At 60.9% G+C, this 23858-nt stretch carries 24 protein-coding genes; 11 read left to right on the top strand and 13 right to left on the bottom strand.

Features of this window, described 5'->3' with window-relative positions; genetic code table 11:
• Nucleotides 1–131: 131 nt before the first annotated feature.
• The 7 genes from cls to BCL93_RS10680 form a co-directional block, all read right to left on the bottom strand.
• On the bottom strand, nt 132–1550 hold the full coding sequence (cls, locus tag BCL93_RS10705) for a cardiolipin synthase (RefSeq protein ID WP_112055270.1): 1419 nt from the start codon (nt 1548–1550) through the stop codon (nt 132–134).
• Nucleotides 1551–1641: 91 nt separating this feature from the next.
• Nucleotides 1642–3147 (bottom strand): fumarate hydratase, encoded by a 1506-nt coding sequence (locus tag BCL93_RS10700; RefSeq protein ID WP_112055269.1) that lies wholly within the window; start codon nt 3145–3147, stop codon nt 1642–1644.
• 176 nt (nt 3148–3323) lie between these two features.
• On the bottom strand, nt 3324–3728 hold the full coding sequence (locus tag BCL93_RS17640) for a hypothetical protein (protein WP_309251229.1): 405 nt from the start codon (nt 3726–3728) through the stop codon (nt 3324–3326).
• A gap of 65 nt (nt 3729–3793) precedes the next feature.
• On the bottom strand, nt 3794–4144 hold the full coding sequence (locus BCL93_RS17635) for a DNA-formamidopyrimidine glycosylase family protein (protein ID WP_309251227.1): 351 nt from the start codon (nt 4142–4144) through the stop codon (nt 3794–3796).
• Between the two features lie 3 nt (nt 4145–4147).
• A complete protein-coding gene (gene uvrB, locus BCL93_RS10690; RefSeq protein WP_112055268.1) occupies nt 4148–6178 on the bottom strand; it encodes an excinuclease ABC subunit UvrB in 2031 nt (676 codons plus the stop codon).
• 55 nt (nt 6179–6233) lie between these two features.
• Nucleotides 6234–6650: an OsmC family protein gene (locus tag BCL93_RS10685; protein ID WP_112055267.1), complete on the bottom strand. Its 417-nt coding sequence runs from the start codon at nt 6648–6650 to the stop codon at nt 6234–6236.
• Nucleotide 6651: 1 nt separating this feature from the next.
• On the bottom strand, nt 6652–6843 hold the full coding sequence (locus BCL93_RS10680; RefSeq protein WP_112055266.1) for a hypothetical protein: 192 nt from the start codon (nt 6841–6843) through the stop codon (nt 6652–6654).
• Nucleotides 6844–6998: 155 nt separating this feature from the next.
• Between BCL93_RS10680 and BCL93_RS10675 the strand changes: the two genes are divergently transcribed.
• Nucleotides 6999–8039, top strand: coding sequence for a YgfZ/GcvT domain-containing protein (locus BCL93_RS10675; RefSeq protein ID WP_112055265.1), 1041 nt, complete (start codon nt 6999–7001; stop codon nt 8037–8039).
• Nucleotides 8040–8129: 90 nt separating this feature from the next.
• Here the strand turns inward: BCL93_RS10675 and BCL93_RS10670 are convergent, their stop codons facing one another.
• Both BCL93_RS10670 and BCL93_RS10665 read right to left on the bottom strand, forming a co-directional pair.
• Complete coding sequence (locus BCL93_RS10670; protein ID WP_112055264.1) at nt 8130–8948, bottom strand: TatD family hydrolase; 819 nt, start codon at nt 8946–8948, stop codon at nt 8130–8132.
• Between the two features lie 41 nt (nt 8949–8989).
• Nucleotides 8990–10573 (bottom strand): peptide chain release factor 3, encoded by a 1584-nt coding sequence (locus tag BCL93_RS10665; RefSeq protein WP_181463081.1) that lies wholly within the window; start codon nt 10571–10573, stop codon nt 8990–8992.
• Nucleotides 10574–10950: 377 nt separating this feature from the next.
• On the opposite strand from BCL93_RS10665, the gene BCL93_RS10660 reads away from it, so the two are divergent.
• The 3 genes from BCL93_RS10660 (at nt 10951) to BCL93_RS10650 (ending at nt 13322) form a co-directional block, all read left to right on the top strand.
• Entirely contained in the window at nt 10951–11175 is a 225-nt protein-coding gene (locus tag BCL93_RS10660) for a putative motility protein (RefSeq protein ID WP_092524071.1), read from the top strand.
• Nucleotides 11176–11343: 168 nt separating this feature from the next.
• Nucleotides 11344–12627 (top strand): ATP-binding protein, encoded by a 1284-nt coding sequence (locus BCL93_RS10655; RefSeq protein WP_112055262.1) that lies wholly within the window; start codon nt 11344–11346, stop codon nt 12625–12627.
• A 155-nt stretch (nt 12628–12782) separates the two neighbouring features.
• The gene (locus tag BCL93_RS10650) at nt 12783–13322 is read left to right on the top strand and encodes a response regulator transcription factor (RefSeq protein WP_112055261.1); all 540 of its coding nucleotides are present in this window, start codon (nt 12783–12785) and stop codon (nt 13320–13322) included.
• Nucleotides 13323–13362: 40 nt separating this feature from the next.
• Here the strand turns inward: BCL93_RS10650 and BCL93_RS10645 are convergent, their stop codons facing one another.
• Entirely contained in the window at nt 13363–14139 is a 777-nt protein-coding gene (locus BCL93_RS10645) for a 3-hydroxybutyrate dehydrogenase (protein WP_112055260.1), read from the bottom strand.
• A 302-nt stretch (nt 14140–14441) separates the two neighbouring features.
• Between BCL93_RS10645 and BCL93_RS10640 the strand changes: the two genes are divergently transcribed.
• From BCL93_RS10640 to trxA, 4 genes are all read left to right on the top strand, one after another.
• Complete coding sequence (locus BCL93_RS10640; protein ID WP_112055259.1) at nt 14442–15263, top strand: inositol monophosphatase family protein; 822 nt, start codon at nt 14442–14444, stop codon at nt 15261–15263.
• A 144-nt stretch (nt 15264–15407) separates the two neighbouring features.
• The gene (locus BCL93_RS10635; RefSeq protein ID WP_112055258.1) at nt 15408–15683 is read left to right on the top strand and encodes a GrxA family glutaredoxin; all 276 of its coding nucleotides are present in this window, start codon (nt 15408–15410) and stop codon (nt 15681–15683) included.
• Between the two features lie 321 nt (nt 15684–16004).
• Nucleotides 16005–16772: a DUF1338 family protein gene (locus BCL93_RS10630; RefSeq protein WP_112055257.1), complete on the top strand. Its 768-nt coding sequence runs from the start codon at nt 16005–16007 to the stop codon at nt 16770–16772.
• 225 nt (nt 16773–16997) lie between these two features.
• A complete protein-coding gene (trxA, locus tag BCL93_RS10625; protein ID WP_112055256.1) occupies nt 16998–17321 on the top strand; it encodes a thioredoxin in 324 nt (107 codons plus the stop codon).
• A 70-nt stretch (nt 17322–17391) separates the two neighbouring features.
• On the opposite strand, the gene BCL93_RS10620 is transcribed toward trxA, so the two are convergent.
• The 3 genes from BCL93_RS10620 to BCL93_RS10610 all read right to left on the bottom strand — a co-directional run bounded on the left by BCL93_RS10620 (nt 17392) and on the right by BCL93_RS10610 (nt 20766).
• A complete protein-coding gene (locus tag BCL93_RS10620; protein ID WP_112055410.1) occupies nt 17392–18741 on the bottom strand; it encodes an MFS transporter in 1350 nt (449 codons plus the stop codon).
• Between the two features lie 585 nt (nt 18742–19326).
• Entirely contained in the window at nt 19327–19989 is a 663-nt protein-coding gene (locus BCL93_RS10615) for a CoA transferase subunit B (RefSeq protein WP_112055255.1), read from the bottom strand.
• A 75-nt stretch (nt 19990–20064) separates the two neighbouring features.
• The gene (locus tag BCL93_RS10610) at nt 20065–20766 is read right to left on the bottom strand and encodes a CoA transferase subunit A (protein WP_112055254.1); all 702 of its coding nucleotides are present in this window, start codon (nt 20764–20766) and stop codon (nt 20065–20067) included.
• 143 nt (nt 20767–20909) lie between these two features.
• Between BCL93_RS10610 and BCL93_RS10605 the strand changes: the two genes are divergently transcribed.
• From BCL93_RS10605 to BCL93_RS10595, 3 genes are all read left to right on the top strand, one after another.
• On the top strand, nt 20910–21809 hold the full coding sequence (locus BCL93_RS10605; protein WP_112055253.1) for a LysR family transcriptional regulator: 900 nt from the start codon (nt 20910–20912) through the stop codon (nt 21807–21809).
• A 144-nt stretch (nt 21810–21953) separates the two neighbouring features.
• Nucleotides 21954–22826, top strand: coding sequence for an acyltransferase (locus tag BCL93_RS10600; RefSeq protein ID WP_112055252.1), 873 nt, complete (start codon nt 21954–21956; stop codon nt 22824–22826).
• Nucleotides 22772–23689, top strand: coding sequence for a M23 family metallopeptidase (locus BCL93_RS10595; protein ID WP_112055251.1), 918 nt, complete (start codon nt 22772–22774; stop codon nt 23687–23689). Before BCL93_RS10600 ends, BCL93_RS10595 begins: the two co-directional genes overlap by 55 nt.
• Nucleotides 23690–23858 lie beyond the last annotated feature (169 nt).

The raw sequence follows: 23858 nt of genomic DNA, 5'->3' as shown, positions 1-23858 counted from the left end.
ATAACTGGGCGGGGGTCCGAACTGCCCGAACCCGCGAAGCCTGCTACTCTAGCCGCTCACCCGCTGACTGCCAATCGGCAGGGTCGGCCTGATGCAAGTTGTTGTCTCTTCTAGGGGGAAAACCAGGCCTGTCACTGGATGGGCGATAACAGATACGCCGCCCGGGAGACCAGCTTGCGCCACAGGGGGCGCTGCTGAAGCTCTTCATAGTTGACCTGGCGGCAATTGGCGAAATCCGCCTCCAGCATGGTCTCGACCTCCGCGGCAAAACGCGTGTCCGGCACGAAGGCCGTGATCTCGAAGTTGAGCCGGAAAGAGCGGTTATCGAGATTAACGGTGCCCACGCTGGCGGCGCTGTCGTCGATCAATATGACCTTCTGATGCATGAAGCCAGGCTGGTAGCGATACACCTTGATGCCGGCACGCAGCATGTCCGGGAGGAACGCGAAGGCCGACAGGAACACCAGCAGGTGGTCGGGACGCTCGGGAATCATGATGCGCACATCAACGCCACGCATCGCCGCCAGACGCAGTGCATCCAGTACGCTGTGGTCAGGCACGAAATAGGGGCTGGTGACCCACAGGCGACGCTCGGCGCTATGAATGGCGTGCTGGACCAGCAGGCTCGCCGTTTCCTGGCGATCTGCCGGTCCCGAGGGTACCACCACCACGTTCTGGCCATTGTCACAGGCCCCCTGGGGCTCCCAGGAAATGCTTAACACCTCGCCTGTAGCCCAGTGCCAGTCTTCCCAGAAAGCTTCCTGAAGACCCAGCACGCTGGGCCCCGTCAGCTTAAGATGGGTATCGCGCCAGTGCCCATGTCGCGGATCCTGCCCCAGATACTCGACGCCAACATTGAAGCCCCCGAGCCAGCCTTCCCGGCCGTCTACCACCAGTATCTTGCGGTGGTTGCGGAAGTTGAGCTGGAAGCGGTGCCGCCAACCCCGGGAGGAATGGAAGGCGCTGACCTCGACACCCGCCTCGCAAAGGTCTCGAATGTAGCCTTCCTTGAGCTTACGGCTGCCGATCTCGTCATACAGGAAGTACACGCGCACGCCGCGTTCCGCGGCCTTCTGCAGGTGCCGCTTGAGGCTTACGCCGAGGGCGTCATGGCGCACGATGAAGAATTGGATGAGCACGTAGTCTTCGGCGGCATCAATGCCGGCGAAGAGGCTCTCGAAGGTGGTTTCTCCATCGATCAGCAACTGGGTGCGGTTGCCGCGGGTCATCGGCATCAGTGCCAGCTGTTCAACGGCGCGCAGATCCCCCTGACTGTTGCCGGCAAGGAAGGGGTCGACCTGTGAGCGATAGCGTTCGAGCACGCGGCGAAGCACCGTATCTCGCTCGCCCCGTGCCGACACATAGCCATAGAAACGCGGCCGACCAAAGATCCAGAAGGCCGGCAGTGCCAGATAGGGAAGCGACACCAGCGAAATGATCCAGGCGATCGCGCCCTGCGATGTCCGGCTGGACATCAGCGCAATCACAGCCGATAACAGGCCTGACACATGGATCAGGAAGATGGCCGTTCCCAGCAGCCAGGAGGTCATGGTCGCATCCTTTCGACAGTCATCATCCCGTATCGGCCTCCGCGACAAGGGTGCAGGGGCCGCCCAGCGGTTACGCTGGCATGGTAGGAATTCACGCGCGCTGGGCGATGATTTCCTTCCACTTCGCCGGACCGCTCTGGTGAACCGACTCACCTTGGCTGTCGACCGCCACGGTCACGGGCATGTCTTCGACCTCGAATTCGTAGATGGCTTCCATGCCCAAGTCTTCAAAGCCGACCACTCGTGACTTCTTGATGGCCTGAGCCACCAGATAGGCGGCGCCGCCAACAGCCATCAGGTAAGTCGCCTGGTTGTCACGAATCGCTTCGATGGCCATCGGGCCACGTTCGGCCTTGCCGACCATGCCCAGCAGGCCGGTTTCCTCGAGCATCGTGCGAGTAAACTTGTCCATGCGGGTCGCGGTGGTCGGGCCAGCCGGGCCCACGACTTCGTCGCGCACAGGGTCGACCGGGCCCACGTAATAGATGAAGCGCCCTTTCATGTCGACCGGCAGCGGTTCGCCCTTGGCCAGCATCTCGGTCATGCGTTTGTGAGCAGCGTCACGACCGGTCAACAGCTTGCCGTTGAGCAGCAGAGTGTCGCCCGGCTGCCAGCTCTTCACCTCTTCCGGCGTCACGGTATCGAGATTGACGCGTTTGACGTTTTCGCCGATTTCACGGGTAATTTCCGGCCAGTCCTCGAGCTTCGGCGCCGGCAGTTCGGCGGCACCGCTGCCGTCGAGGCTGAAGTGCACATGACGAGTCGCCGCACAGTTGGGAATGATCGCCACCGGCTTGTTGGCGGCGTGGGTCGGGTAATCCGTGACCTTGATATCGAGCACCGTGGTCAAGCCACCCAGCCCCTGAGCGCCGATGCCGCTCTGGTTAACCTTGTCGTAGAGCTCCAGACGCAGTTCCTCGGCGCGATTGCTTGCACCACGCGCCTGCAGCTCCTGGATGTCGATGGGATCGAGCAATGATTCCTTGGCGATCTCCATGGCCTTTTCGGCGGTACCGCCAATGCCGATGCCCAGCATGCCCGGCGGACACCAGCCAGCGCCCATCTTGGGAAGCTGCTCCAGCACCCAGTCGACTACCGAGTCGGACGGGTTCAACATCGCGAACTTGGACTTGGCTTCGCTGCCGCCGCCCTTTGCGGCCACATGCACCTCGACCTTGTCGCCGGGCACAAGCTTGTGATGAATGATTGCCGGGGTATTGTCCTTGGTGTTCTGTCGCTTGCCGTCCGGATCGGCGAGCACTGAGGCGCGTAGGACGTTGTCAGGCAATTTGTAGGCGCGGCGCACGCCTTCATTGACCATGTCATCGAGGCTCATTTCGGCGTCCCACTGTACGTTCATACCGACGTGCACGAAGACAGTGACGATGCCGGTGTCCTGACAGATCGGACGATGACCCAGGGCACACATGCGAGAATTGATCAGGATCTGGGCGATGGCATCCTTGGCGGCGGGGTTTTCTTCCCGCTCGTAGGCGCCGTGCATGGCGTCGATGAAATCCTTGGGATGATAGTAGGAGATGTATTGCAGCGCGTCGGCGACACTCTGGATCAGATCATCCTGGCGGATCACGGTCATATCGAAACGACTCCCTAGCGTTGTCATCGGGTCCACCGCGGTCAGGTCACGGCGAACGAAATGCGGGCATTGTACCCCATCGCCCCCGTCCGCTGAATCGCTTAGGCCACTTCCACGGATCCGGAGACTCAAAGCAGGTAAGATAACGGTATAATTTCCACTAAAGAAAGCAGGTATCAACCCGACTGGCAGCTCGCACAATAATACAGCCGCCGAGATGTCACCATGCGCCGTGACACCTGGTCGCCGCAGGCATGGCAGGCCTGGCCGTCACGATCAAAAACGGCAAAGCGCCAACGCCCACGAGTTGCCCCTGCGCGTTTTTCGCGCTCGACCCAGGCCGGGTGATTCGTGACGCCGGCCTCACGATAGGCTTGCTGAATCACGTGACGCATCACGCTCGCAAGCCTCAAGCGCTGAGTGGGTCCAAGATCCATCGGGCGTCGCTGTGGCGCCAAGCCCGCAAAGAACAGCATTTCCGAGCGTAGATAGTTACCAATTCCTGCATAAAAGCCCTGGTCGAGCAGCAAGCCACCCAGCGCACGTTGCCGGAATCTGGGCGCAGTGAGCCGCTCTTCGATATCGTCGGCCGAGACGCCATGACTCAGCAGGTCCGGACCAAGACGCGACAGAAAAGGATGCTGCCCTATTTGGTCCGGCGGCCATAGCGAGACATCCGAAGCGCTGTAGAGGCTGGCCGCATGGCCACTGGCCTGAAGACGTACCCTGAGTGATCGGCGCGTCGAGGGTGGTTGGCCGGCACGATGGAGTTCCATACCCCGTAGAGCTGATTGTGGGAATACATCACCCGGTCATCATCGAAATGGGTCAACAGTGCCTTGCCCCAGCTCTCTACGGCCATCACACGGCGGCCTTCAAGGTTGGCACCCTCACCCTTGAGCTCCGGAAAAGCGAACCACACAGACTCCAGCGGCTTGTCGACCAGCTGACGGCCTAGGCGATCGGCCACGCGGCGGATTTCAGGACCTTCCGGCATCGGCTATCCCAGAGCCAACTGGCGTTCCTTAAGAGTGTGCAGCCGATCACGAAGGCGGGCCGCTTCCTCGAACTCGAGGTTCTGAGCCGCCTCGTGCATGGCATCTTCAAGCTTCGACACCTGGCGCCGCACTTCATCGGGGGAAAGCGTTGCCAACTGCTCGGTGCTGTACTCGCCCACCGGCTCGGCTACCTTGCGTTCTCCCCGCTGGCGACTGCGCTTGCTGCCCGGCGCCTGAGCGCCTTCCATGATGTCTTGTACCGACTTGGTAATCGTCACCGGCGAAATACCGTGTGCCTCGTTGAAGGCCAGCTGTTTTTCCCTGCGCCGGTCGGTCTCGTCCATCGACTTGCGCATCGAGTCGGTCACCCGATCGCCATAGAGGATCGCCTTGCCATGGGCGTTGCGCGCGGCCCGGCCGATGGTCTGAATCAAGGAGCGCTCGTTGCGCAGGAACCCTTCCTTGTCGGCGTCGAGAATCGCCACGAGCGAGACCTCGGGGATATCCAGGCCTTCCCGCAGCAGGTTGATCCCTACCAGCACATCGAACTTGCCCAAGCGCAGATCGCGAATGATCTCGACGCGCTCCACGGTATCGATGTCGGAATGCAGGTAACGCACCCGTACGTCGTGCTCGTCGAGGTACTCGGTCAGATCCTCGGCCATGCGCTTGGTCAGGGTGGTCACCAGTACCCGCTCGCCAACGTCGGTACGCAGCTTGATTTCGGACAGCAGGTCATCGACCTGAGTGGAGGCCGGCCGCACTTCGATTTCCGGGTCCACCAGGCCGGTGGGACGCACCACCTGTTCGACCACCTGACCCGCATGTTCCGCTTCATAGGGTCCGGGCGTTGCCGAGACGAAGATCGTCTGAGGGCTGATTCGCTCCCATTCCTCGAACTTCATCGGGCGGTTATCCAGCGCCGATGGTAGACGGAAGCCGTACTCGACCAGGGTCTCCTTGCGCGACCGGTCCCCTTTGTACATGCCACCGACCTGGGGCACGCTGACGTGAGACTCGTCGATCACCAGCAGCGAATCGGCGGGCAGATAATCGAAGAAGGTGGGCGGCGGCTCGCCCGGAGCGCGGCCGGAGAGATAACGGGAGTAGTTCTCGATGCCGTTGCAGTAGCCAAGCTCATGCATCATCTCGATGTCATAGAGAGTGCGCTGTTCAAGACGCTGCGCCTCGACCAGCTTGTCGTGCTTGCGCAGGAAGTCCAGGCGCTCGGTCATCTCGCCCTTGATGCGCTCGGCCGCCTCGAGGATGGTGTCCCGCGGTGTGACGTAGTGACTCTTCGGATAGATGGTCATGCGCGGGACCTTGCCGCGAATCTCGCCGGTCAGCGGATCAAACAGACTGATGCCGTCGATCTCGTCATCGAACAGTTCGACCCGCACGGCCTCGTCTTCGGCATCGGCGGGGAATATATCGATGACGTCGCCACGCACCCGATAGGTACCGCGACGGAAGTCCATGTCGTTGCGCGTGTATTGCAGCTCCGCCAAACGCCGCAGCATCTTGCGCTGGTCGATCTGCTCACCCCGAGTGAAGTGCAGGCGCATCTTCAGGTACTGATCGGGGTCACCCAGGCCATAGATTGCCGACACCGACACCACGATCAGCGCATCGCGACGTTCAAGCAACGCCTTGGTCGCCGACAGGCGCATCTGCTCGATGTGATCGTTCACCGAGGCGTCTTTCTCGATGAAGGTATCCGAGGACGGTACATAGGCCTCGGGCTGATAGTAGTCGTAATAGGAGACGAAGTACTCGACGGCATTGTCGGGAAAGAAGGCCTTGAACTCGCCGTAGAGCTGCGCCGCCAGGGTCTTGTTGGGCGCCATGACGATTGTCGGTCGCTGTACCCGCTCGACCACATTGGCCATGGTGAAGGTCTTGCCCGAGCCGGTCACCCCCAGCAACGTTTGATGGGCCAGGCCCGAATCCAGGCCCTTTATCAAGCTATCAATAGCCGCCGGCTGGTCCCCTGCGGGCTTGAATTTGGACTGCAGACGAAAGGCTTTGCTCATGTTGCTTCCCGACAATGAATGATGGCTAACCTGATAAGAAAGATAACGGTATAAGTCAATCTTGATCAGGGGAAGCCTGACGAGTGGTAATGTCCACCGTCGATGTGGTCATCAAACGATGGATGGGGCATCGATCGGAAATCTCCGTCAGCCGGTCAAGCTGCTTGGCATCATCAATACCTTCGAAGCGCAGGCTGACGTCCAGCCGGTAGACCCCATGCCGCTCATCGCGTTCATCGCGCACGACCCACACCGTGACGCCGGTGAGCGGCCAGCCCTTGCGGTAGGCGTACATCTGCGCGGTAATCGCCTTACAGGCGGCCAGCGAAAGATCGAAATAGTCATGGGGATCGGGGGCGCTGTCATCACCGCCGGCCACGCTCGGGGCGTCGACATACAGGTCTTCGAAGCCTTCCAGCTCGACTTTTTGGCGCAGCCCGCCCTCGCCTTGACTGATCACGGTAATTGTCATGTCAGTGTACCTTTACGCCGAGTTTCTCGACCGCCTTGATCAGGGCATCGCGGCGCACGCGCCCTTCTACCTCGGCGCCATGGCGTCCCACTTCCGCGCTCTCGACGCCATCGAGCATCATCAAGGCGGTGGTGATGCGATTGACCAGTTCGGTACTTTCGACCCCTTTGAAGGCCAGTGAAATGCTCGCCATGGATCCTCTCCTGCAAGGGACGTGATTGAACGATGAGTTTAGCATGCCCTCGGCAGCGGCCGGCCAGCCTTGAATCGGCGCCGATTGCCCCCATAGCCAACCCACAGACCATGGAAACGCATCCACCAAATGCCGATTCCAACAGGGAGATTTGTATGACCGACTGGAGTGAGCGCATCGGCGCCACCACCGACGGCGAGGCCCGTGTCACCTTTGATACGCCGGCCCCGGCGCGCCAGGCATTGGATGGCACCGTCGTCACGCCACTGGTGCACCTGGGCATTCTCGAAGTGGCAGGCAGTGATGCCGAGCGCTTCCTGCAGGGACAGACCAGCGCCCAGATGTCTCTGGCCGATGGAGATTTTGCGCCGCTGACCTGCTTCTGCGCCACCAAGGGCCGCATGCTGGCCAATGCTCAAGTCCTCCGGGTAGCCCCGGAGTGTTATTGGCTGCTGATGGAACAGTCGCTGCTTGAGCCGCTTAAGGCCCACCTTGAGAAGTTCGCCGTTTTCTACAAGACCGAGATGCGCCTGCGCGACGACCTGGCAGCGATTGGCCTGATTGGCCATGATGCCCCCGCCTTGCTCGAGGCGCGCCTCGACGTAGAACCGCCGCATATCTGGCATCAGCACCAGCATGGTGATCAGCTGGTGGTTCGTCACCCCGGGCCACGTCCGCGCCTGATCGCCCTTATGCCGATCGCCGACCTCGAGGATAGCTGGCAGGCACTGACGCAACAGGCAACACCAGTCGGCAATGCCGTATGGTGCCTTCAGGACATCCAGGCCGGCCTCGGCTGGCTGAGCGCCAGCCAGCAGGACAGCTACCTGCCGCAAATGATTAACTGGGAGGCGCTTGGCGGTATCAGCTTCAAGAAAGGCTGTTATACCGGCCAGGAAGTCGTGGCCCGGGCTCACTTCCGCGGGCAGGTCAAGAAACGCCTGGTGAGACTGACCCTCGAGGGAAATGACGTGCCCACGGTCGGCAGCGAGCTATTGGACGCCGAGGGCAAACGGCAGGGGGAAGTCTTCGCCGCCGAACGCGACGCCTACGATCAGGTCGAGCTGCTGGCGGTCCTGACCACCAAGGAAGTCACCGAGCCGCTGACCGTGGACGGCGTGCGCTGCCAGCGCCAGCGTCTTCCCTACCCGCTTGAGCGCCTGGACCCGGAAGAACTGGCCACTCACAAGGGCTGATCACAAGGGCTCCTCACAAGGGCTGGCCCGGCGGAATCATATGGCATCCCTACCATCTGCCAGCCAGACCAACAGGATGCCAATCCCTCGCTAGCCGGCCAGCCTGAAGACTCGCACCGCGTTGGCCGTAGTGGCCTTTTCCAGCGTGGCGCGAGAGATATGACGCAGTGCGGCGACGTCAGCGGCGATTCGCGCAAGCCTTGCCGGCTCGTTACGCTCGCCCTTGAAGCCCGCCGGCGGCATGTCAGGGCTGTCGGTTTCCAGCACAAAGCCATCTTCTGGCAAAGCCGCCACGCAGCGCCTTAGGCGCTGTGCCCGCTCGTGGGTCACCGCCCCGCCAAGTCCCAGCACGAAACCCAGTGCCAGAAACCGCTGTGCCTGCTGCAGACTGCCGGCAAAGGCGTGGATCAGTCCGCCCGCCGGCAGACCGACTTCCTTGAGGCACTTGGCTACCTGGTCGTTGGCATGCACGCAGTGGATCACCACCGGCAAATGGCGTGCCTTGGCGATTCGAAGCTGCGCCTTGAATAGCACCCACTGGGCGCCCAAGGTGTTCTCGAAGCGGGCATCGATGCCACACTCCCCCACCGCCACGACCTCAGGATGTGCGTCGAGCGCCGCCTCCAGAGCAACCAGGTCGTCATCTCCATCCAACTGGCGGGCACCCAAGCGATGGGGGTCAAAGCGGCTAGCATTCACGCAGTGATCGTCGAGAAAATAGGGATGCAGCCCCAAACAAACACTCGTATCAACCCGCCTCCCCAGCGCCAGCACGGACGGCCACCGAGCCCGCGTCGTGCCCGGCACCACGAAATGCTCGACGCCCACCGCCCTGGCCCGCTCGAACACCGCCTCGCGGTCGACGTCGAAATCGGGGAAATCCAGGTGACAGTGGGCGTCAATGAGCATATTGAGGGCCGGCTTAGTGCTTAGGAATTAGGGCTTAGGCATTAGTGCTCGCGTGTCGCGCTGAAGCGGATATCCGGCCAGCGTTCCTGGGTCATCTGCAGGTTGACGCGGGTCGGCGCGATATAGGTCAAACAGCCGCCGCCATCATAGGCCAGGTTGGTGCTCGCCTTGCGTTTGAACTCGTCGAGCTTCTTGGGATCATCGCAATAGATCCAGCGAGCCGTCTGAACGTTGACCCCCTCATAGAGGCAATCGACCTTGTACTCTTCCTTGAGCCGGTGGGCGACCACGTCGAACTGCAGCGTACCCACAGCGCCGAGGATCAGGTCGTTGTTGTCCAGGGGCATGAAAACCTGAGTGGCACCTTCCTCGGAGAGCTGCTGAAGGCCCTTCTGCAGCGCCTTCATCTTCAGCGGGTCCTTGAGGCGTACGCGCTTGAACAGCTCCGGCGCAAAGTGCGGAATACCGGTGAAACGCATGTCCTCGCCGACCGTGAAGGTATCGCCGATCTGGATGGTGCCGTGGTTATGCAGGCCGATGATATCGCCGGGCCAGGCCTCTTCCACATGCGCACGATCCGAAGCCATGAAGGTCAAGGCGTCGGGCACTTTGACATCCTTGCCGATACGCACGTGACGCATCTTCATGTTGCGGTCGTACTTGCCGGAACAGACTCGCAGGAAGGCCACCCGGTCGCGGTGCTTGGGATCCATATTGGCCTGAATCTTGAACACGAAGCCGGTGAAACGCTCGTCGTTGGCATCCACCTCACGCGAATCGGTCTCACGGGGCTGTGGCGTCGGTGCATACTCGACGAAGCCATCCAGCATCTCACGGACGCCGAAATTGCCCATGGCGGTGCCGAAGTAGACGGGCGTCAGTTCGCCGCGACGATAGGCGTCAAGATCGAACTCATGGGAGGCGCCACGAACCAGCTCGACCTCCATCCGCAGTTCCTCGGCCTGGGACTCACCCAGGACCTCATCGACCTCGGCACTATCGAGTCCCTCGATGCGTACATCCTCGGGAATGCGGCTGCCCTGCCCCTGCTTGTAGAGGTGGATGACGTCGTTGTAGAGGTGATAAACCCCACGGAAATGACGCCCCATGCCGATCGGCCAGGTCATGGGCGCACACTGGATATTGAGCACCGTCTCGACTTCGTCCATCACCTCGATGGGGTCGCGAGTATCGCGGTCCATCTTGTTGATGAAGGTGAGGATCGGCGTGGTACGCAGGCGACAGACATCCATCAGCTTGATGGTACGGTCCTCGACGCCCTTGGCACCGTCGATGACCATCAGCGCCGAGTCCACTGCGGTCAGCGTGCGGTAGGTATCCTCGGAGAAGTCCTCGTGGCCCGGGGTATCGAGTAGATTGACGATACGTCCCTTGTAGGGGAACTGCATCACCGAGGTAGTCACCGAGATGCCGCGCTCCTGCTCCATCTTCATCCAGTCGGAAGTGGCATGGCGGTCATTGCGCTTGCTCTTCACGGAACCCGCCATCTGGATGGCGTTCCCGAACAGCAGCATTTTCTCGGTGATGGTGGTCTTGCCCGCGTCGGGGTGGGAGATGATCGCGAAGGTGCGTCGCAGATCGACTTGAGTCTCAAGCTCGCTCATGAAATCCGTCACTGCTAGAGGTGGCTGGCCACAGGGCCAAAAGATGGCGCTATCTTAACACTCCCAGCGCAACGGCCCAATTGGCCCATCTAGGGACGTTATTATCCTGGCCTTTTTTAATCCCACCCTACTCGACACCTTGCTCATGTACCTCGCTCATCCTGACGTTCGAACAAGGACTTCCTGCAGATCACCAGCCCATTCCCGAGCAGCGGTCGCAAGCGAGTAACCGGCTGTTCGGCGGCGTACTACTTCGAGGTCTATCCATTTAGCAGGCTGGCCAACAGACTAGTGAAGAGTAGGATTACAGATAGGGACGAATACGCCGATAGACATAGCGATGTACCCAAATTCATCCGCAACAGAAGGAACACTCTATGGATGCATCCATCAATGGCACGGTCGGCATGGCCATGGCGCTGCAGCAGTTCAACAGCAGTCAGCAGGCACAAGCCGAAATGTTCAGGGAAAACCTGGATACTCAGGCATCGCACATCAATCAGCTGATGGAGGCTGTCACACCGCCTGGCCAAGCGGTTGCCCCGCAAGGTGAATTGGCCCAATCAGGCACCATGGGTACGCAGGTCAACACCTACGCCTGATCGCCAACGCTGATGGGGGTGCCTTGCTCGGCACCCTTAATCAGCAATGCCGCAACCTTGCAGGGTTGCGGCATTTTTTTATGCAACACCGGCCCCCACCTTTCACGCCAACTGATGCAGCTATCAGGGTTTGCGGTATCATGCAGCCACCCTCGGACCGGAGCCATCATGCAAGCAGCTCAAGCCGCCCTGCCGCTACCCCTGTCGACCCCTAATCGCAACTTGGTGAGACTGACGATCGTCCGCGGTATCACCTGGACCGGTTTTCTGGGGGCCATCATCTTCGGCATTGAAGTGCTGGGCTTTCAGCTACGCGTGCTGCCGATCATTAGCGTGATCGTGGCCATGGGGCTCATGAACGTTGCTACCTGGTGGCGGCTAGGCCGGCCGCGGGCCGTCACCGACACTGAATACCTGCTGCACCTGATGGTCGATGTCACTGGCCTCACCCTGCTTTTCTACTTCACCGGCGGCTCCACCAACCCCTTCATCAGTTACTACCTGGTACCGGTGACCATTGCCGCCGCGACCCTGCCCTGGATATACGCCTGGATCATCGCTAGCGGCGCCATGGCGGGTTACACCTTCCTGATGCTGTTTTTCGATCAGGTCCCCCAGCTCAGCAACGGCGTGATCGCCAGCAACATCAGCCTCCATGTGCTGGGAATGTGGATCAACTTCGGGCTGTCGGCAGGCCTGGTGACCTTCTTTATTTTCAAGATGGCGCATGCCCTCAGGCGCCGCGAGAAGACCCTGTCTCGCACACGCGAGGCTGCGCTGCGCAACGAACAGGTACTGGCGGTGGCCACCCAGGCCGCCGGCACTGCCCATGAGCTGGGCTCACCGTTATCCACCATGGCGGTGCTACTCAAGGAGATGCGCCAAGATGCCGGCGACCGTCCTCAGTTGATCGAGGATATCGATCTGCTGAGAACGCAGGTCGACACCTGCAAGACACGGCTTCAGCAACTGGTCGCCAATGCCGATCGGCGGCGTCTAGGCGAGCCCGAGAGTCGCGTGGCCGAGGAATGGCTTTCAAGCGTGGTACAGCGCTGGCTGGTAGTGCGTCCCGACGTCAGTCATAAGCTGGAAATAGCAGAGCGCCGCGGCAAACCGGAGCTCGCAGTCGATGCGACCCTGGAGCAGGCGCTGATGAACCTGCTCAACAACGCCGCAGACGCTAACCCCGAGAACATCGTCATCAGCCTGAACTGGGATGCCAACGAGGTGATCTTCGACATTCGTGACCATGGCCCCGGGGTCAGCCTGTCGATTGCCGACCAGCTCGGTGAAACCTTCATATCGACCAAGTCCAAGGGCATGGGAATCGGCCTGGTACTCACCCATGCCACGATCAACCGGTTTGGTGGCAATGTCAGCCTGTACAATCATGAAGAAGGTGGCACCCTGACGGAGGTCAAGCTGCCCAGACGGGATACGGGCCAGGCCTGAACAAGAGTTTGTGAACAGAGGATTGTGAACAAGGGGCTTGGACAGAGGGCTGAAAACGAGGCTGGGCACACACCCGCCTCGCCGTGAAGATGTCACCACACCGACCATGCCAAGCACGACCCGGCACGCAGTAAGACCAGAGAGACGAGGACAACATGTCAGAGACGCCACAACGCCTGCTGATCATCGACGACGACGAGATGTTCTGCCATGTCATGCAGCGGGCCATGAGCCGTCGCGGTTTCGATGTCATGGTGGCCCACGATGCCGAACAGGCCCTGACACATGCCCGGCAGTCACCGCCCGAGATCGCCACCCTGGACCTGAAGCTCGAACAGAGCTCAGGGCTGAAGCTTCTGCCGGAGCTGCTCGAGCTGGCTCCGGCCTGCCGAGTGGTGGTGCTGACCGGCTATTCGAGCATCGCCACCGCCGTGGAGGCGATCAAACTCGGCGCAGCAAACTATCTGTGCAAGCCTGCCGACGCCGACGAGATCCTGGCGGCCCTGGAGCATCAGGATGGCAACCCGGATGCCGAGGTTGCCGACAACCCCCCTTCGATCAACCGCGTGACCTGGGAGCACATCCAGAAGGTGCTTCAGGAACATGACGGCAACATCTCGGCGACGGCTCGGGCGCTGGGCATGCACCGTCGCACCCTGCAGCGCAAGCTGCAGAAACACCCGGTAAGACGCTAGACCTGGCCCGGCGTCTTACCGGAAAGCCAGGCCGCCACCGTTATTGGGCGGTCCAGCCCAGGTCGATGTTCCAGCTCGCCCCGGTGACAGCGCCAGCAAGATCCGAGGCCAGGTAGGCGACCAGTGATGCCACTTCGCCCGGCTCGATCAGGCGTTTGACCGCGGCATTCTTGAGCATGATCTGTTCGATGACCTGCTGCTCATCCATGTCATTGAGCTTGGCCTGGTCGGCAATCTGATTATCGACCAGCGGCGTCTTCACATAGGCCGGGCAGATAGCGTTGGCAGTGATGCCCTGACTGCCCCCCTCCAGCGCCGCGGTCTTGGTCAGGCCAATCATGCCGTGTTTGGCACTGATGTAGGCGGCTTTGCCGGGTGAAGCGACTTGAGCGTGCACCGAAGCGATGTTGATGATGCGCCCCCATCCACCCTCGCGCATCGACGGCCAGGCCGCCTGCGTCAGCAGGAAGGGCGCGGTCAGCATCAGGTCGATGATCTGGCGCCACTTGGCCTCCGGAAACTCTTCGATGCTGGACACATGCTGGATACCGGCATTGTTGACCAAGATATCCAGGCGCCCGAAGCGACGCAGCGTCTCAGCCACCGCCGCACGGCACGCATTCCCATCGGTCAGATCCGCCTGAAAGAAGACCGCGCCAGCCGCTTCAGCCACTGCCTGACCATCAGGGTTGAAATCCACCGCCAGTACCTGATGGCCTTGGCGGCAGAATTCCTCGACCACTGCTGCCCCGATACCGCTGGTGGTCCCGGTGACCAAGGCAACGCGCGGAGATGCCTCCTGTGACGTGGTACTCATCGCTAACTCCTGTAAAAGGCATGACACTCCGCAAGGCGGAGATCCTAAGTCAGCATACGATGAGGCTTGCGGAAAACACCAGTGCGGCGCTGCAACATATACGGGTGTTCAGACGAAAGACCTAGGCCGTGCGGGCAAGCACTGCAGTGAATAACGCGTGGGCTAAAACAGGGCAAGCTACGTTAATAGCGATATAGAGATGGACAGGGATATGCGGCAAGCGGAGACGCCATAAGAGCCACGTAATGCTAGAATGCGAACTTCCGACAATACGAATTTTCCCTCACCGCTGCGGAGCCGCCATGCAGACTGCCCAACGCCTCGAGATCGCCATCGACATCGCCAGACAGGCCGGCCAGGCCATCATCGACGCCCGTCAGTCACAGGACTTCTCCCAGCGCTACAAAGCCGGGAACGAGCTGGTGACGGATACCGATGTCGCCGTCGACACCCTGATCGGGCGCGCCCTCGAAGAGCACTTCCCCGGCGAAGCGCGACTGACCGAAGAGCTGTCGCCGGATCGCGGCGCCATTGAGCAGTCGGGCGCACTCTGGGTGGTGGACCCCATTGATGGCACCGTCAATTTCGCGCATGGCCTTGCCCACGTGGCGGTGTCCATCGCCTGGGTCAAGGATGGCCGCACCGAGATCGGCGTCGTCCATGCCCCCTTCCTCGGCGAAACCTTTACCGCAGTGCGCGGCCAGGGCTCATGGCGCAATGACGAGAGAATTCGCGTCAGCCGCGCTTCGCAGCTGACCAACAGCCTGGTGGCCACCGGCTTTCCCTATCGTCGCGACAGTCGACCGCCGCTGATCCGTCGCCTGGCCGCCGTACTCGAGTACTGTCAGGATGTGCGCCGTAACGGCGCCGCCGCCCTCGACCTGTGCAATGTGGCTTGCGGCCGCCTCGATGCCTACTACGAAAGCGTCTCTCCCTGGGACTTTGCCGCTGGCGTCCTGATTGCTCGCGAGGCTGGCGCTCGCACCGGCCATCTCTATGCCTGCCCGTCGAGCATCCCAGAAGACCTCTACGGAGAAAACCTGCTGGTCAGTGCCCCAGATATCCACGGCGACTTGGCCAAGCTGCTGGTGCGCGCCGATGAAGACCGACACGAGACCGGCTAAGCCGGGAGCCTGTCGGCTCCGCTATAGCAGCCTGTAATAGTTGGCGTAGCCAGACTCTATTGGCATCCCCCGGCGCATTGGTGAACAATGTGCCAATATTCAAATCGAACCAGTCGTTTATCACGCTTATTCAAGGAGCCCTACATGTTTGTTGTTATCTTCGGTCGCCCCGGTTGCCCCTTCTGCGTTCGCGCCAAAGAACTCGCCGAAAAGCTGAGCGATGCCAGCGCCATCAGCGGCTATCGCTATATCGACATCCATGAAGAAGGCATCAGCAAGGCCGATATGGAAAAGACCATCGGCAAGCCGGTCGAAACCGTACCGCAGATTTTCGTTGATCAGACCCACGTGGGTGGCTTCACCGAGTTCAACCAATACGTTAGCGACAACGCCCTGATGCCGGAAGGCGCAGAGCAGTAAGAGGCTAGACCCCTTCAGACGAACTCTTGAGAAAGAACACGTACTTACTACATAGGTACAAACTTCATGGGTACTGACAGCATAGGTACCTTCTTCTTAGAGAGACCACTGAGAGTTCGCAAATAGCTTGGCAATCGGTCAATCATACAGATGCCGACTGCCTGCCATACAGCCGCCTCCGGGCGGCTGTTTTCGTTTGAGGCCAAAGGACAATAGCCGCACCCGGTCGGTTGCATCTCGCTCGCGTTGAAAGCCTAGAGGCCCGCTGCACCTATACTCAGTGGAATACCCTAAGGCTCGACGTCAGGGAGAGAGCGTCCGATGCAACGCCAAGAATTTCTCCAGCAGTTGTGGCTGGACTACATCCATCTGCACCCGGAGATCGGTGGCCTTCGGCTGTGGCCGGTGGGCAGCGAACCCGAGTTCCTCGCCTTGCTGACCCTGAATCATGGGCCCTTTGCCGCCGCCAAGCTGCTGCCCACACTCAACCAGTTCGGCTATCGCGCGACAGAGCGACATGCCATGGCAGATCGAGGCCTGCTGGTATCACTCTATGCGCCCCCCGATGATGGCCCCTGGCTGGTACTCGGTGAACTTCAGCTGGGCACCCTGACGCGAGAGCCCCGAGAGATTCTTCAGGCACTGGTCGCCCAGGCACTTCAGGAAGACACGCGAGGCCAGAACCTACTGGCAAGAGGTCGCCCCTGGCCAATGCCGGACTGGGACACCTTCTGCCTGTTACAGCGCGCTCATCCGCTGGCGGCCTGGCTTGCCGTGATGGGGCCACGGCTTCATCACGCCGGCTTCGACTGCGAGCGCCTGGGCAGTGACATCAACACTCTGGATGCCGAGTTGGAACAGGCGGGCATGGACAGTAGCAGCGACCGCCATCACGGCGTCTTTCCGGTATCGGCACTGCTCAACTACCGCTTCTATCCGACCTGTTCACAGCGGCTCGCCTTCGCCGGCGGTGACGAGCACCGCATTACCCTCGGTGGCCTGGCGCTGATCCAGCCTTGCCTGCCGGGCAAGCATGATCGCTCAGCCGAACTGCTGCTCCCCCAGCACACTCGCTGTGAGATCGCCTGATCCCTCCAGGACGGTTTCATGGAGCTCCTCAAGGCTGTCTTCCGGGTCACAGTCTCATCTGCGGCGGCAGGGCTACGGTTACCACTGCCACATGGACATGACGAACGCATGTAAAAATGAGCTTGCGAACTAAATTCCCGAGGCGCTAAGGTGGGTGCACTGGCGCCGGACGACGTTTGTGCAAACACCCGGCATTCATTACGCGATGCTAAAGGAGAGAGATACATGGCCAACCTGGCAGCGGTTACCGACAGCAACTACACGCAGGATGTAATCGAGAGTAAAACACCGGTACTCGTGAAGTTCTGGGCGCCCTGGTGCGGCCCCTGCAAGATGCTCGACCCTGTCGTCGAGTCCATCGCCGAGGAGCGAGGCGACGCCCTCAAGGTCGTCACCATCAACGTCGATGATGCGCCCGATCTTGCCGCCAAGAACGGCGTGCGAGGCCTTCCGACCATCGCCTTGTTCAAGGACGGTGGCAAGGTAGAAGCGCTGACCGGCGTACAGCCGAAAGAAAGCTTCGATGAAATGATTGCTCGCCACGCCTGAGCGCGGCCACTTATCGTCATGCAACGCCCAGGTCCGCTCTGACGGAACTGGGCGTTTTACTGATGCCTTCTCACGCCGCCGTGGTGGTGGGTTCTAGTTCTGGGTCTTCTTCCTCTCGCGTATAGCGGTTTTCGTCCGACAGCGATTCGCCCTGCAGGTCCAGCTCGAACTGCACGGGTTCGCGACGCGGATCGAGTTCATTCAGGTAATGCTGGGTCTCCAGCACCGGCATAGCCACAAAAGGCTCCTGCTCCACATCTTCCCTCGCAATGCCACGACGGATCAGCAGCCGCAGACTAATGAAGCCGGCAAGCGTCAGCGCCACTGCGCCAAGAAAGAACCACAGGCCATCAGGACCAATCACCTGCATTACCAGGGAAGCGCCGAAGGGACCGACGATCGAGCCGACGCCATAGGTCATCATCAGCTTGCCGTTGGCCGCCACGATCTCTTCAGGCTCAAGCCAATCATTGGTATGCGCAAGGCTCAAGGAGTAGAGCGTATGCAGCATGGCGGTATGGAAGCTCGCCACCAGCAGCAGCATCAGGTAGTCGACCCTTGCGGCTACCGAGATAAAGGCCCCGGAGACCGCCATGATCGCCGCCATGGCAAGGATCACCTTGCGGCGGTCGATACGGTCGGACAGCCGCCCCAGTCCCCACTGAGCAAACAACGCCACCAAGGTGGTAATCGCCATGAACTGGGCAGTCTGACCGGTCGACAGACCAATTTCCTGACCGTAATAGGGGGTCATGGCAAAGAAGGCCTGCACCATCAGGCCTGCCGTGAAGGCACCCACCAGTCCCACCGGTGCACGCCGGAACAGTTCACGGAGCTTGATCTTCTGAGGCTTGAGCTCCTGGGCCGCCCGCGGGCCATGAATACGGTGGATCGACAGCGGTACCAGCGACATGGCGAACAGCATGCCCGCGACCGAAAACAGCACCATCGTGGCGGGATCGGCGCTGTTCAATAGCCATTGACCACCCGCCAGCGACAGCGTCGAGATGACCAGATACCAGCCCAGCACCTTGCCGCGGTTATCGTTGCTGGACTCACCGGAAACCCACGACTCCATCACCATCAGCAGGCCCGCCGTGGCACCGCCGCCGAAGACCCGCCAGACCAACCAAGCCCAGGGGTTGACCCAGAGTCCGTGCAGCATGGCGGTGACCGCGAGTGTCGCCGCACAGGCGGCGAAGACGCGGATGTGTCCCACGGCGCGGATGCGCTTTTCGAGCCAGTAGCTACCGATCACGAAGCCAAACGAAAAGCTCGACATCAGAAGGCCCGCCATCTGCGAGGGGAACCCCTCCAACGACATACGCACGCCAAGCAGGGTCATGATCAAGCCATGGCCGAGCAGGAAGCTGATTTCACAGACGAACAGGATCGGCAGGGTTGCCGGCAGACTACGCACCAAACGCTCTCCCCAACGGTAACGAAAGTGGTCATGCATCAGGACGATGGCAATGACGATAACGATCAAACGTGACGATCTATAGCCGAGCCTCAAGGATCGACACAATAGCTAATAGCCAACCTGCATACAGGCTCGAAAGGCCTGAGTCAGGGAGGCTAGGTAGGACGGGGCGCATTCTACCCGCTTCACGAGGACTTTCCAGCCCAGTCGGAACTTATGCACAGATTCTGTGGATAACGCTGTGAAAATTCATGGGAGAGCGGCTATCGCGACGGGACACTGACCCGCCATTCTTATCATGATCAGATTTTCACCAGCCCAGGTCCCAGTCTACAGAGCCTTTTCAAAGAGCCATTTCTAAGGGCTATTCCTAAGAACTATTCCCAAGGGCTATTTCACAGCGCTGGCCCACGGCCGCCGTTTGCAAGGTGGCGCTCTTACGTCTCCAGTCCATGGTCTACTGACGGGGCAGTGTCACTAACCCAGTGGCTTGCACAATGACTTGCCAATAAAAAGCCCGGGACCGATGGCGGTTCCCAGGCTCGTTGCGAGATATTCCCCTCAGCCGGATCGCGGCTCTCCTCAGGCCTCGAAGGTCATTTCAGGCACATGGTCGGGCACCACGAGCTTGCCGGCCGTCTTCTCGACGATTTCCTCGACGCTAACGCCGGGAGCGCGCTCCACCAGGTGGAAGGCACCGTCCTTGATCTCAAGATATGCCAGGTCGGTCAGCACGCGATTGATGCAGCCCGCGCCGGTCAGCGGCAGGTTGCACTGCTCGAGCAGCTTGGACTCGCCGTGCTTGGAGGCGTGGGTCATGGTGCAAATGATATTTTCGGCGCCAGCCACCAGATCCATGGCGCCGCCCATGCCCTTGATCAGCTTGCCGGGGATCATCCAGGACGCGATGTTGCCATTCTGATCGACCTCGAAGGCGCCCAACACCGTCAGGTCGACATGGCCGCCGCGAATCATCGCGAAAGATTCCGCCGAGGAGAAGATGGCCGCGCCATCACGGGCCGTCACGGTCTGCTTGCCGGCGTTGATCATGTCCGGGTCGACTTCCGCCTCGGTGGGGAAGCGTCCCATGCCCAGCAGGCCGTTCTCGGACTGCAGCATTACATCGATGCCCTCAGGCACATAGTTGGCCACCAGGGTCGGAATGCCGATTCCAAGGTTGACGTAGAAACCGTCTTCGAGTTCGCGCGCCACACGCTGCGCCATCTGTTCACGAGTCAATGCCATGATGTTGCCTCTTTTCTTTCTTGTCTGGGGTGGAGAAGCACCGGTCACACACCGGCGGAGCTGAAAAGGCGTGGCTCAACCTTCACGCACGGTGCGCTTCTCGATGCGCTTCTCGAAGCTGCCCTTGATGACGCGATCCACATAGATACCCGGCGTATGGATCTGGTCGGGCTTGAGCTCACCCGGCTCGACGATTTCCTCAACCTCGACCACGGTGATCTTGCCCGCGGTCGCCGCCAGCGGATTGAAGTTCTGTGCCGTGTCGCGATATACGACGTTGCCATAACGGTCGGCCTTCCAGCCTTTGACGATGGCGAAGTCGCCGACCACCGATTCCTCGAGAATGTAATGGCGGCCGTTGAACTCGCGAACTTCCTTGCCGTCGCCGATCGGGGTGCCATAGCCAGTAGCGGTATAGAACGCCGGGATACCCGCGCCGCCTGCGCGCATCTTCTCGGCCAGCGTGCCCTGCGGTGTCAGCACGACCTCGATTTCCTCGTTCAGCATCTGCTGCTCGAAGAGCGCGTTCTCACCCACGTAGGACGCATAGATGCGGCTGATCTGACGGTCCTCCAGCAACAACCCCAGGCCGAAGCCATCGACACCGCAGTTGTTGGAATAGATGGTCAGATCCTTAACGCCGCGGCGCTTGATCTCACCGATCAGGTTCTCGGGAATCCCGCAAAGCCCGAAGCCGCCCGCGATCACGGTCATGCCGCTCTCGAGCCCGTCCATCGCTTCCTCATAAGAACCCACACGCTTGTCGAATCCGGCCATATCGCTGCCTCGATGGTTGAAGTGTGATTGTTGTCGAGTCATTGCCAGTGTCGTGGCAAGACGATCTATTTGTTAAGTTTGTTTTATTTATTGATTAATATCATTCGCCAATAAGTCCAACATGCCCTTTCGCGGATGACCTCATGACCGTCAAGCAACTTCGCGCCTTTCTTGCCGTGGCCCAGACCCTGAGCTTCACCCGGGCCTGTGATCGCCTGCATCTCTCCCAACCGGCTCTGAGTCTCACCATCAAGGGACTCGAGGATAGCCTGGGTGGACCTCTGCTGATTCGCAGCACCCGTCGCGTCAGCCTCACGCCCGAAGGCGAAGCCCTGGTCCCGCTGGCCAAACGCCTGATTGCCGACTGGGACAATACCGAGGAGCGCCTGCGCCAGCATTTCACGCTGGAACTGGGCCGTGTCGCCATCGCCGCGATGCCATCCTTTGCCTGTAACCTGCTACCCGATGCGCTGATGGCTTTTCGCCACCGTTTCCCACGTATCAATGTAACCGTTCACGACGTTATTAACGAAGAGGTCATTGAAATGGTGCGTCGAGAACGGGTCGAGCTGGGTATCGCCTTCGCGCCTGAAGCGACGGATGACCTCGCCTTCACGCCCTTGTTTACCGACCGCTTCGTCGCCGTGGTGCCCCCGGCCTCTGCGCTTGCCAGTGAAGCGTCGCTTTCCTGGTCGGCACTGCTTGGCGAGGACCTGATCGCCCTGCAGCGCCCCTCCATGGTGCGCCGCCTGCTGGAGCAGGCGCTGGCCTCCCGGGGCATTGCCCTGACGGTGGCCTTCGAGAGTCACCAGCTGGCGACGGTCGGGCGCATGGTCGCCAGCGGCCTGGGCGTCAGTGCCGTCCCCTCGCTGTGCACGCCTCAGATGCAGGCGCTGGGAGCACGCTGCCTGCCGCTCCATGATCCGGCGATCGTCCACGACGTCGGGCTACTGTCGCATCAGGATCGCAAGCTATCAGTAGCCGCCCAAGCACTTGCCGAGGTACTCCAGACCACCGTCGCGGCACCGGTCTCGGGCGCCTAGCGCCATGTCCATCAGATACTTTGGGGGGAGAAACTTCTGCCACCAGCAGCAGGTTTGCTGCCCGGGCGTTGATCGTACCGCTGGGCAGCCCCCGGGACTTGCAGTAGCATTGGCACCCTGCGCCAAGTCGTTGAAGGAGAACGCATGTCGACCCTAAAGGGGCTCGTCAGTCTGCTGCTGCTGGTGATCAACACCTTGATCTGGTCAATACCGCTGCTCACCCTGATCCTGCTCAAAGTTGTGACACCCGGACGTCCGCTGCGCCGCGAGCTGCTCAAGGTACTGAACGCCATCGCCCTGCAGTGGATCGGCTTCAACCTGTGGTGGATGCGTCACTGGCTCAGGCCCGACCTGCATATCGACACCCCTGAGGGGCTCAGCCCCGATCGCTGGTGGCTGGTGGTGGCCAATCACCAGAGCTGGACCGACATCTTCATGCTGCAGATGGCGCTGCATCGGCGTATCCCGATCCCTCGCTTCTTCATCAAACGCGAGCTGATCTGGATTCCGGTCATCGGGCTCGCCTGGTGGGCGCTGGAGTTTCCCTTCATGCGCCGCTACTCCCGCGAGGCACTCGAGAAGAACCCCAAACTGGCCCGTCGTGATCGCGAGGCCACACAGCAGATGTGCGAACGCGCTCAGGACATGCCGACCGCGATCTACAACTTCGTCGAGGGCACCCGGTTCACACCGGCCAAGCAGGCGGCCCAGCAAAGCCCCTACCGTCATCTTCTGCGGCCCAAGGCCGGCGGCACCGCCCAGGTGGTAGGCTTGCTGGGGCACCGGCTCAGCGGCATTCTCGACGTGGCCATCGCCTATGCACGCCCTCAGCCGACGTTTTGGCGCTTCCTCTGCGGACGCGAGGGAGCCATTCGGGTCAACGTGCGACGACTCGATGTCCCGGCCTGGATGCCGGGCGGCGACTACCATCAAGACCCGGATTACAAGGAACGCTTCCAGACATGGATCAACGAGCTGTGGCAGGACAAGGATCGTACCCTCGACGCCAGCGTCTGAACCTCGCCGTTCTGCTTCTGATCGCCCTGCTGATGGCCGGCTGTGCGAGTCATGGCGGCTGGAACCAGTCGGTCACTCCCGGCAACTGGGTCAGCGTAAAGCGCGGCGATACCCTGGGCGAATTGGCCAATCAGGCCGGTGTGCCCCTGAAGCGCCTGCAGCGTTTCAACCCAGGCGTCCAGGCCCGTTCCCTGGCCATCGGCCAGCGCCTGCTGATTCCCACCCACCAGGAACGGGCTCCCTACGGCGGTCCTTACCGTTACCAGGTGCGCCCTGGCGATACCTACACGGCCATTGCCCGGCACTTCGGCACCCGCGCCAGCCGCTTGAGCGCCGGCAACCCCGGCACTTCCGCCTCCTCGCTACGTGTCGGCCAACTGATCAAGGTGCCACTCAATGGTGGCAGCGCATCATCGAGCGTCGCCTCCCGGTCATCGGGCTCGTCTTCATCGTCCTCAACGCGTCGTCCAGCACTCAGTGGCCCTCTGCCCTCCTCGGCCGGCAGCTGGCCCTGGCCGCTCGAGAAACACCGGGTCGCACGGGAGTATGGCAAGGACTCACGCGGCACCCTGCAGCCCATGCTGCTGACCAGCGCCAGCTCCGATAAAGCACTCGCCGTTGCCGACGGCGAAGTCCGCTTCGCCGGCAGCATGCGCCAGCTGGGCCGCGTGGTAATCGTGCACCACGCCGATAACCTGCAGAGTGTCTATGCGCTCTGCCAGTCACTGTCGGTCGACGTTGGCGAGCGCGTGAGCCGCGGCGACGCAGTGTGCCGAACAAGCTCTGGCGACCGCGGCAATGAATTGCTCTTCGACATGCGTCGTGGTGGCAAGCCCATCGACCCCCGCCGGGTACTTCGCTAGGCCTGGGCTGCGAGGATAAAGCCGCTCGCCAACGCTGTGAGAACTCATGGGAAGCGCAGGCCAACGCCTTATGCGACAACATTTGGCACCGAGTGTCATCCAGGCTTCACCAATTCGTCCCTGTCCTGTCATGCGCCACCGTGATCCTGAATTCACGACTCATGAACGG

It is taken from the genome of Onishia taeanensis (assembly GCF_003268885.1).
Classification (GTDB): domain Bacteria; phylum Pseudomonadota; class Gammaproteobacteria; order Pseudomonadales; family Halomonadaceae; genus Onishia; species Onishia taeanensis_A.
The sequence above is the reverse complement of the archived record's forward strand: the minus strand, read 5'-3'. Positions and strand labels throughout refer to the sequence as shown.

What these genes read in the sequence shown, in the direction of transcription:
- trxA (WP_112055256.1), top strand. Translation starts at nt 16,998, where the DNA reads ATGGCCAACCTGGCAGCGGTTACCGACAGCAACTACACGCAGGATGTA.
- BCL93_RS10660 (WP_092524071.1), top strand. Translation starts at nt 10,951, where the DNA reads ATGGATGCATCCATCAATGGCACGGTCGGCATGGCCATGGCGCTGCAG.
- BCL93_RS10615 (WP_112055255.1), bottom strand. Translation starts at nt 19,989, where the DNA reads ATGGCATTGACTCGTGAACAGATGGCGCAGCGTGTGGCGCGCGAACTC.
- BCL93_RS10635 (WP_112055258.1), top strand. Translation starts at nt 15,408, where the DNA reads ATGTTTGTTGTTATCTTCGGTCGCCCCGGTTGCCCCTTCTGCGTTCGC.
- BCL93_RS10645 (WP_112055260.1), bottom strand. Translation starts at nt 14,139, where the DNA reads ATGAGTACCACGTCACAGGAGGCATCTCCGCGCGTTGCCTTGGTCACC.
- BCL93_RS10680 (WP_112055266.1), bottom strand. Translation starts at nt 6,843, where the DNA reads ATGGCGAGCATTTCACTGGCCTTCAAAGGGGTCGAAAGTACCGAACTG.
- BCL93_RS10675 (WP_112055265.1), top strand. Translation starts at nt 6,999, where the DNA reads ATGACCGACTGGAGTGAGCGCATCGGCGCCACCACCGACGGCGAGGCC.
- BCL93_RS10610 (WP_112055254.1), bottom strand. Translation starts at nt 20,766, where the DNA reads ATGGCCGGATTCGACAAGCGTGTGGGTTCTTATGAGGAAGCGATGGAC.
- BCL93_RS10630 (WP_112055257.1), top strand. Translation starts at nt 16,005, where the DNA reads ATGCAACGCCAAGAATTTCTCCAGCAGTTGTGGCTGGACTACATCCAT.
- BCL93_RS10640 (WP_112055259.1), top strand. Translation starts at nt 14,442, where the DNA reads ATGCAGACTGCCCAACGCCTCGAGATCGCCATCGACATCGCCAGACAG.
- BCL93_RS17635 (WP_309251227.1), bottom strand. Translation starts at nt 4,144, where the DNA reads ATGCCGGAAGGTCCTGAAATCCGCCGCGTGGCCGATCGCCTAGGCCGT.
- cls (WP_112055270.1), bottom strand. Translation starts at nt 1,550, where the DNA reads ATGACCTCCTGGCTGCTGGGAACGGCCATCTTCCTGATCCATGTGTCA.
- BCL93_RS10595 (WP_112055251.1), top strand. Translation starts at nt 22,772, where the DNA reads ATGGATCAACGAGCTGTGGCAGGACAAGGATCGTACCCTCGACGCCAG.
- BCL93_RS10650 (WP_112055261.1), top strand. Translation starts at nt 12,783, where the DNA reads ATGTCAGAGACGCCACAACGCCTGCTGATCATCGACGACGACGAGATG.
- BCL93_RS10665 (WP_181463081.1), bottom strand. Translation starts at nt 10,573, where the DNA reads ATGAGCGAGCTTGAGACTCAAGTCGATCTGCGACGCACCTTCGCGATC.
- BCL93_RS10605 (WP_112055253.1), top strand. Translation starts at nt 20,910, where the DNA reads ATGACCGTCAAGCAACTTCGCGCCTTTCTTGCCGTGGCCCAGACCCTG.
- uvrB (WP_112055268.1), bottom strand. Translation starts at nt 6,178, where the DNA reads ATGAGCAAAGCCTTTCGTCTGCAGTCCAAATTCAAGCCCGCAGGGGAC.
- BCL93_RS10670 (WP_112055264.1), bottom strand. Translation starts at nt 8,948, where the DNA reads ATGCTCATTGACGCCCACTGTCACCTGGATTTCCCCGATTTCGACGTC.
- BCL93_RS10700 (WP_112055269.1), bottom strand. Translation starts at nt 3,147, where the DNA reads ATGACCGTGATCCGCCAGGATGATCTGATCCAGAGTGTCGCCGACGCG.
- BCL93_RS10655 (WP_112055262.1), top strand. Translation starts at nt 11,344, where the DNA reads ATGCAAGCAGCTCAAGCCGCCCTGCCGCTACCCCTGTCGACCCCTAAT.
- BCL93_RS10600 (WP_112055252.1), top strand. Translation starts at nt 21,954, where the DNA reads ATGTCGACCCTAAAGGGGCTCGTCAGTCTGCTGCTGCTGGTGATCAAC.
- BCL93_RS10685 (WP_112055267.1), bottom strand. Translation starts at nt 6,650, where the DNA reads ATGACAATTACCGTGATCAGTCAAGGCGAGGGCGGGCTGCGCCAAAAA.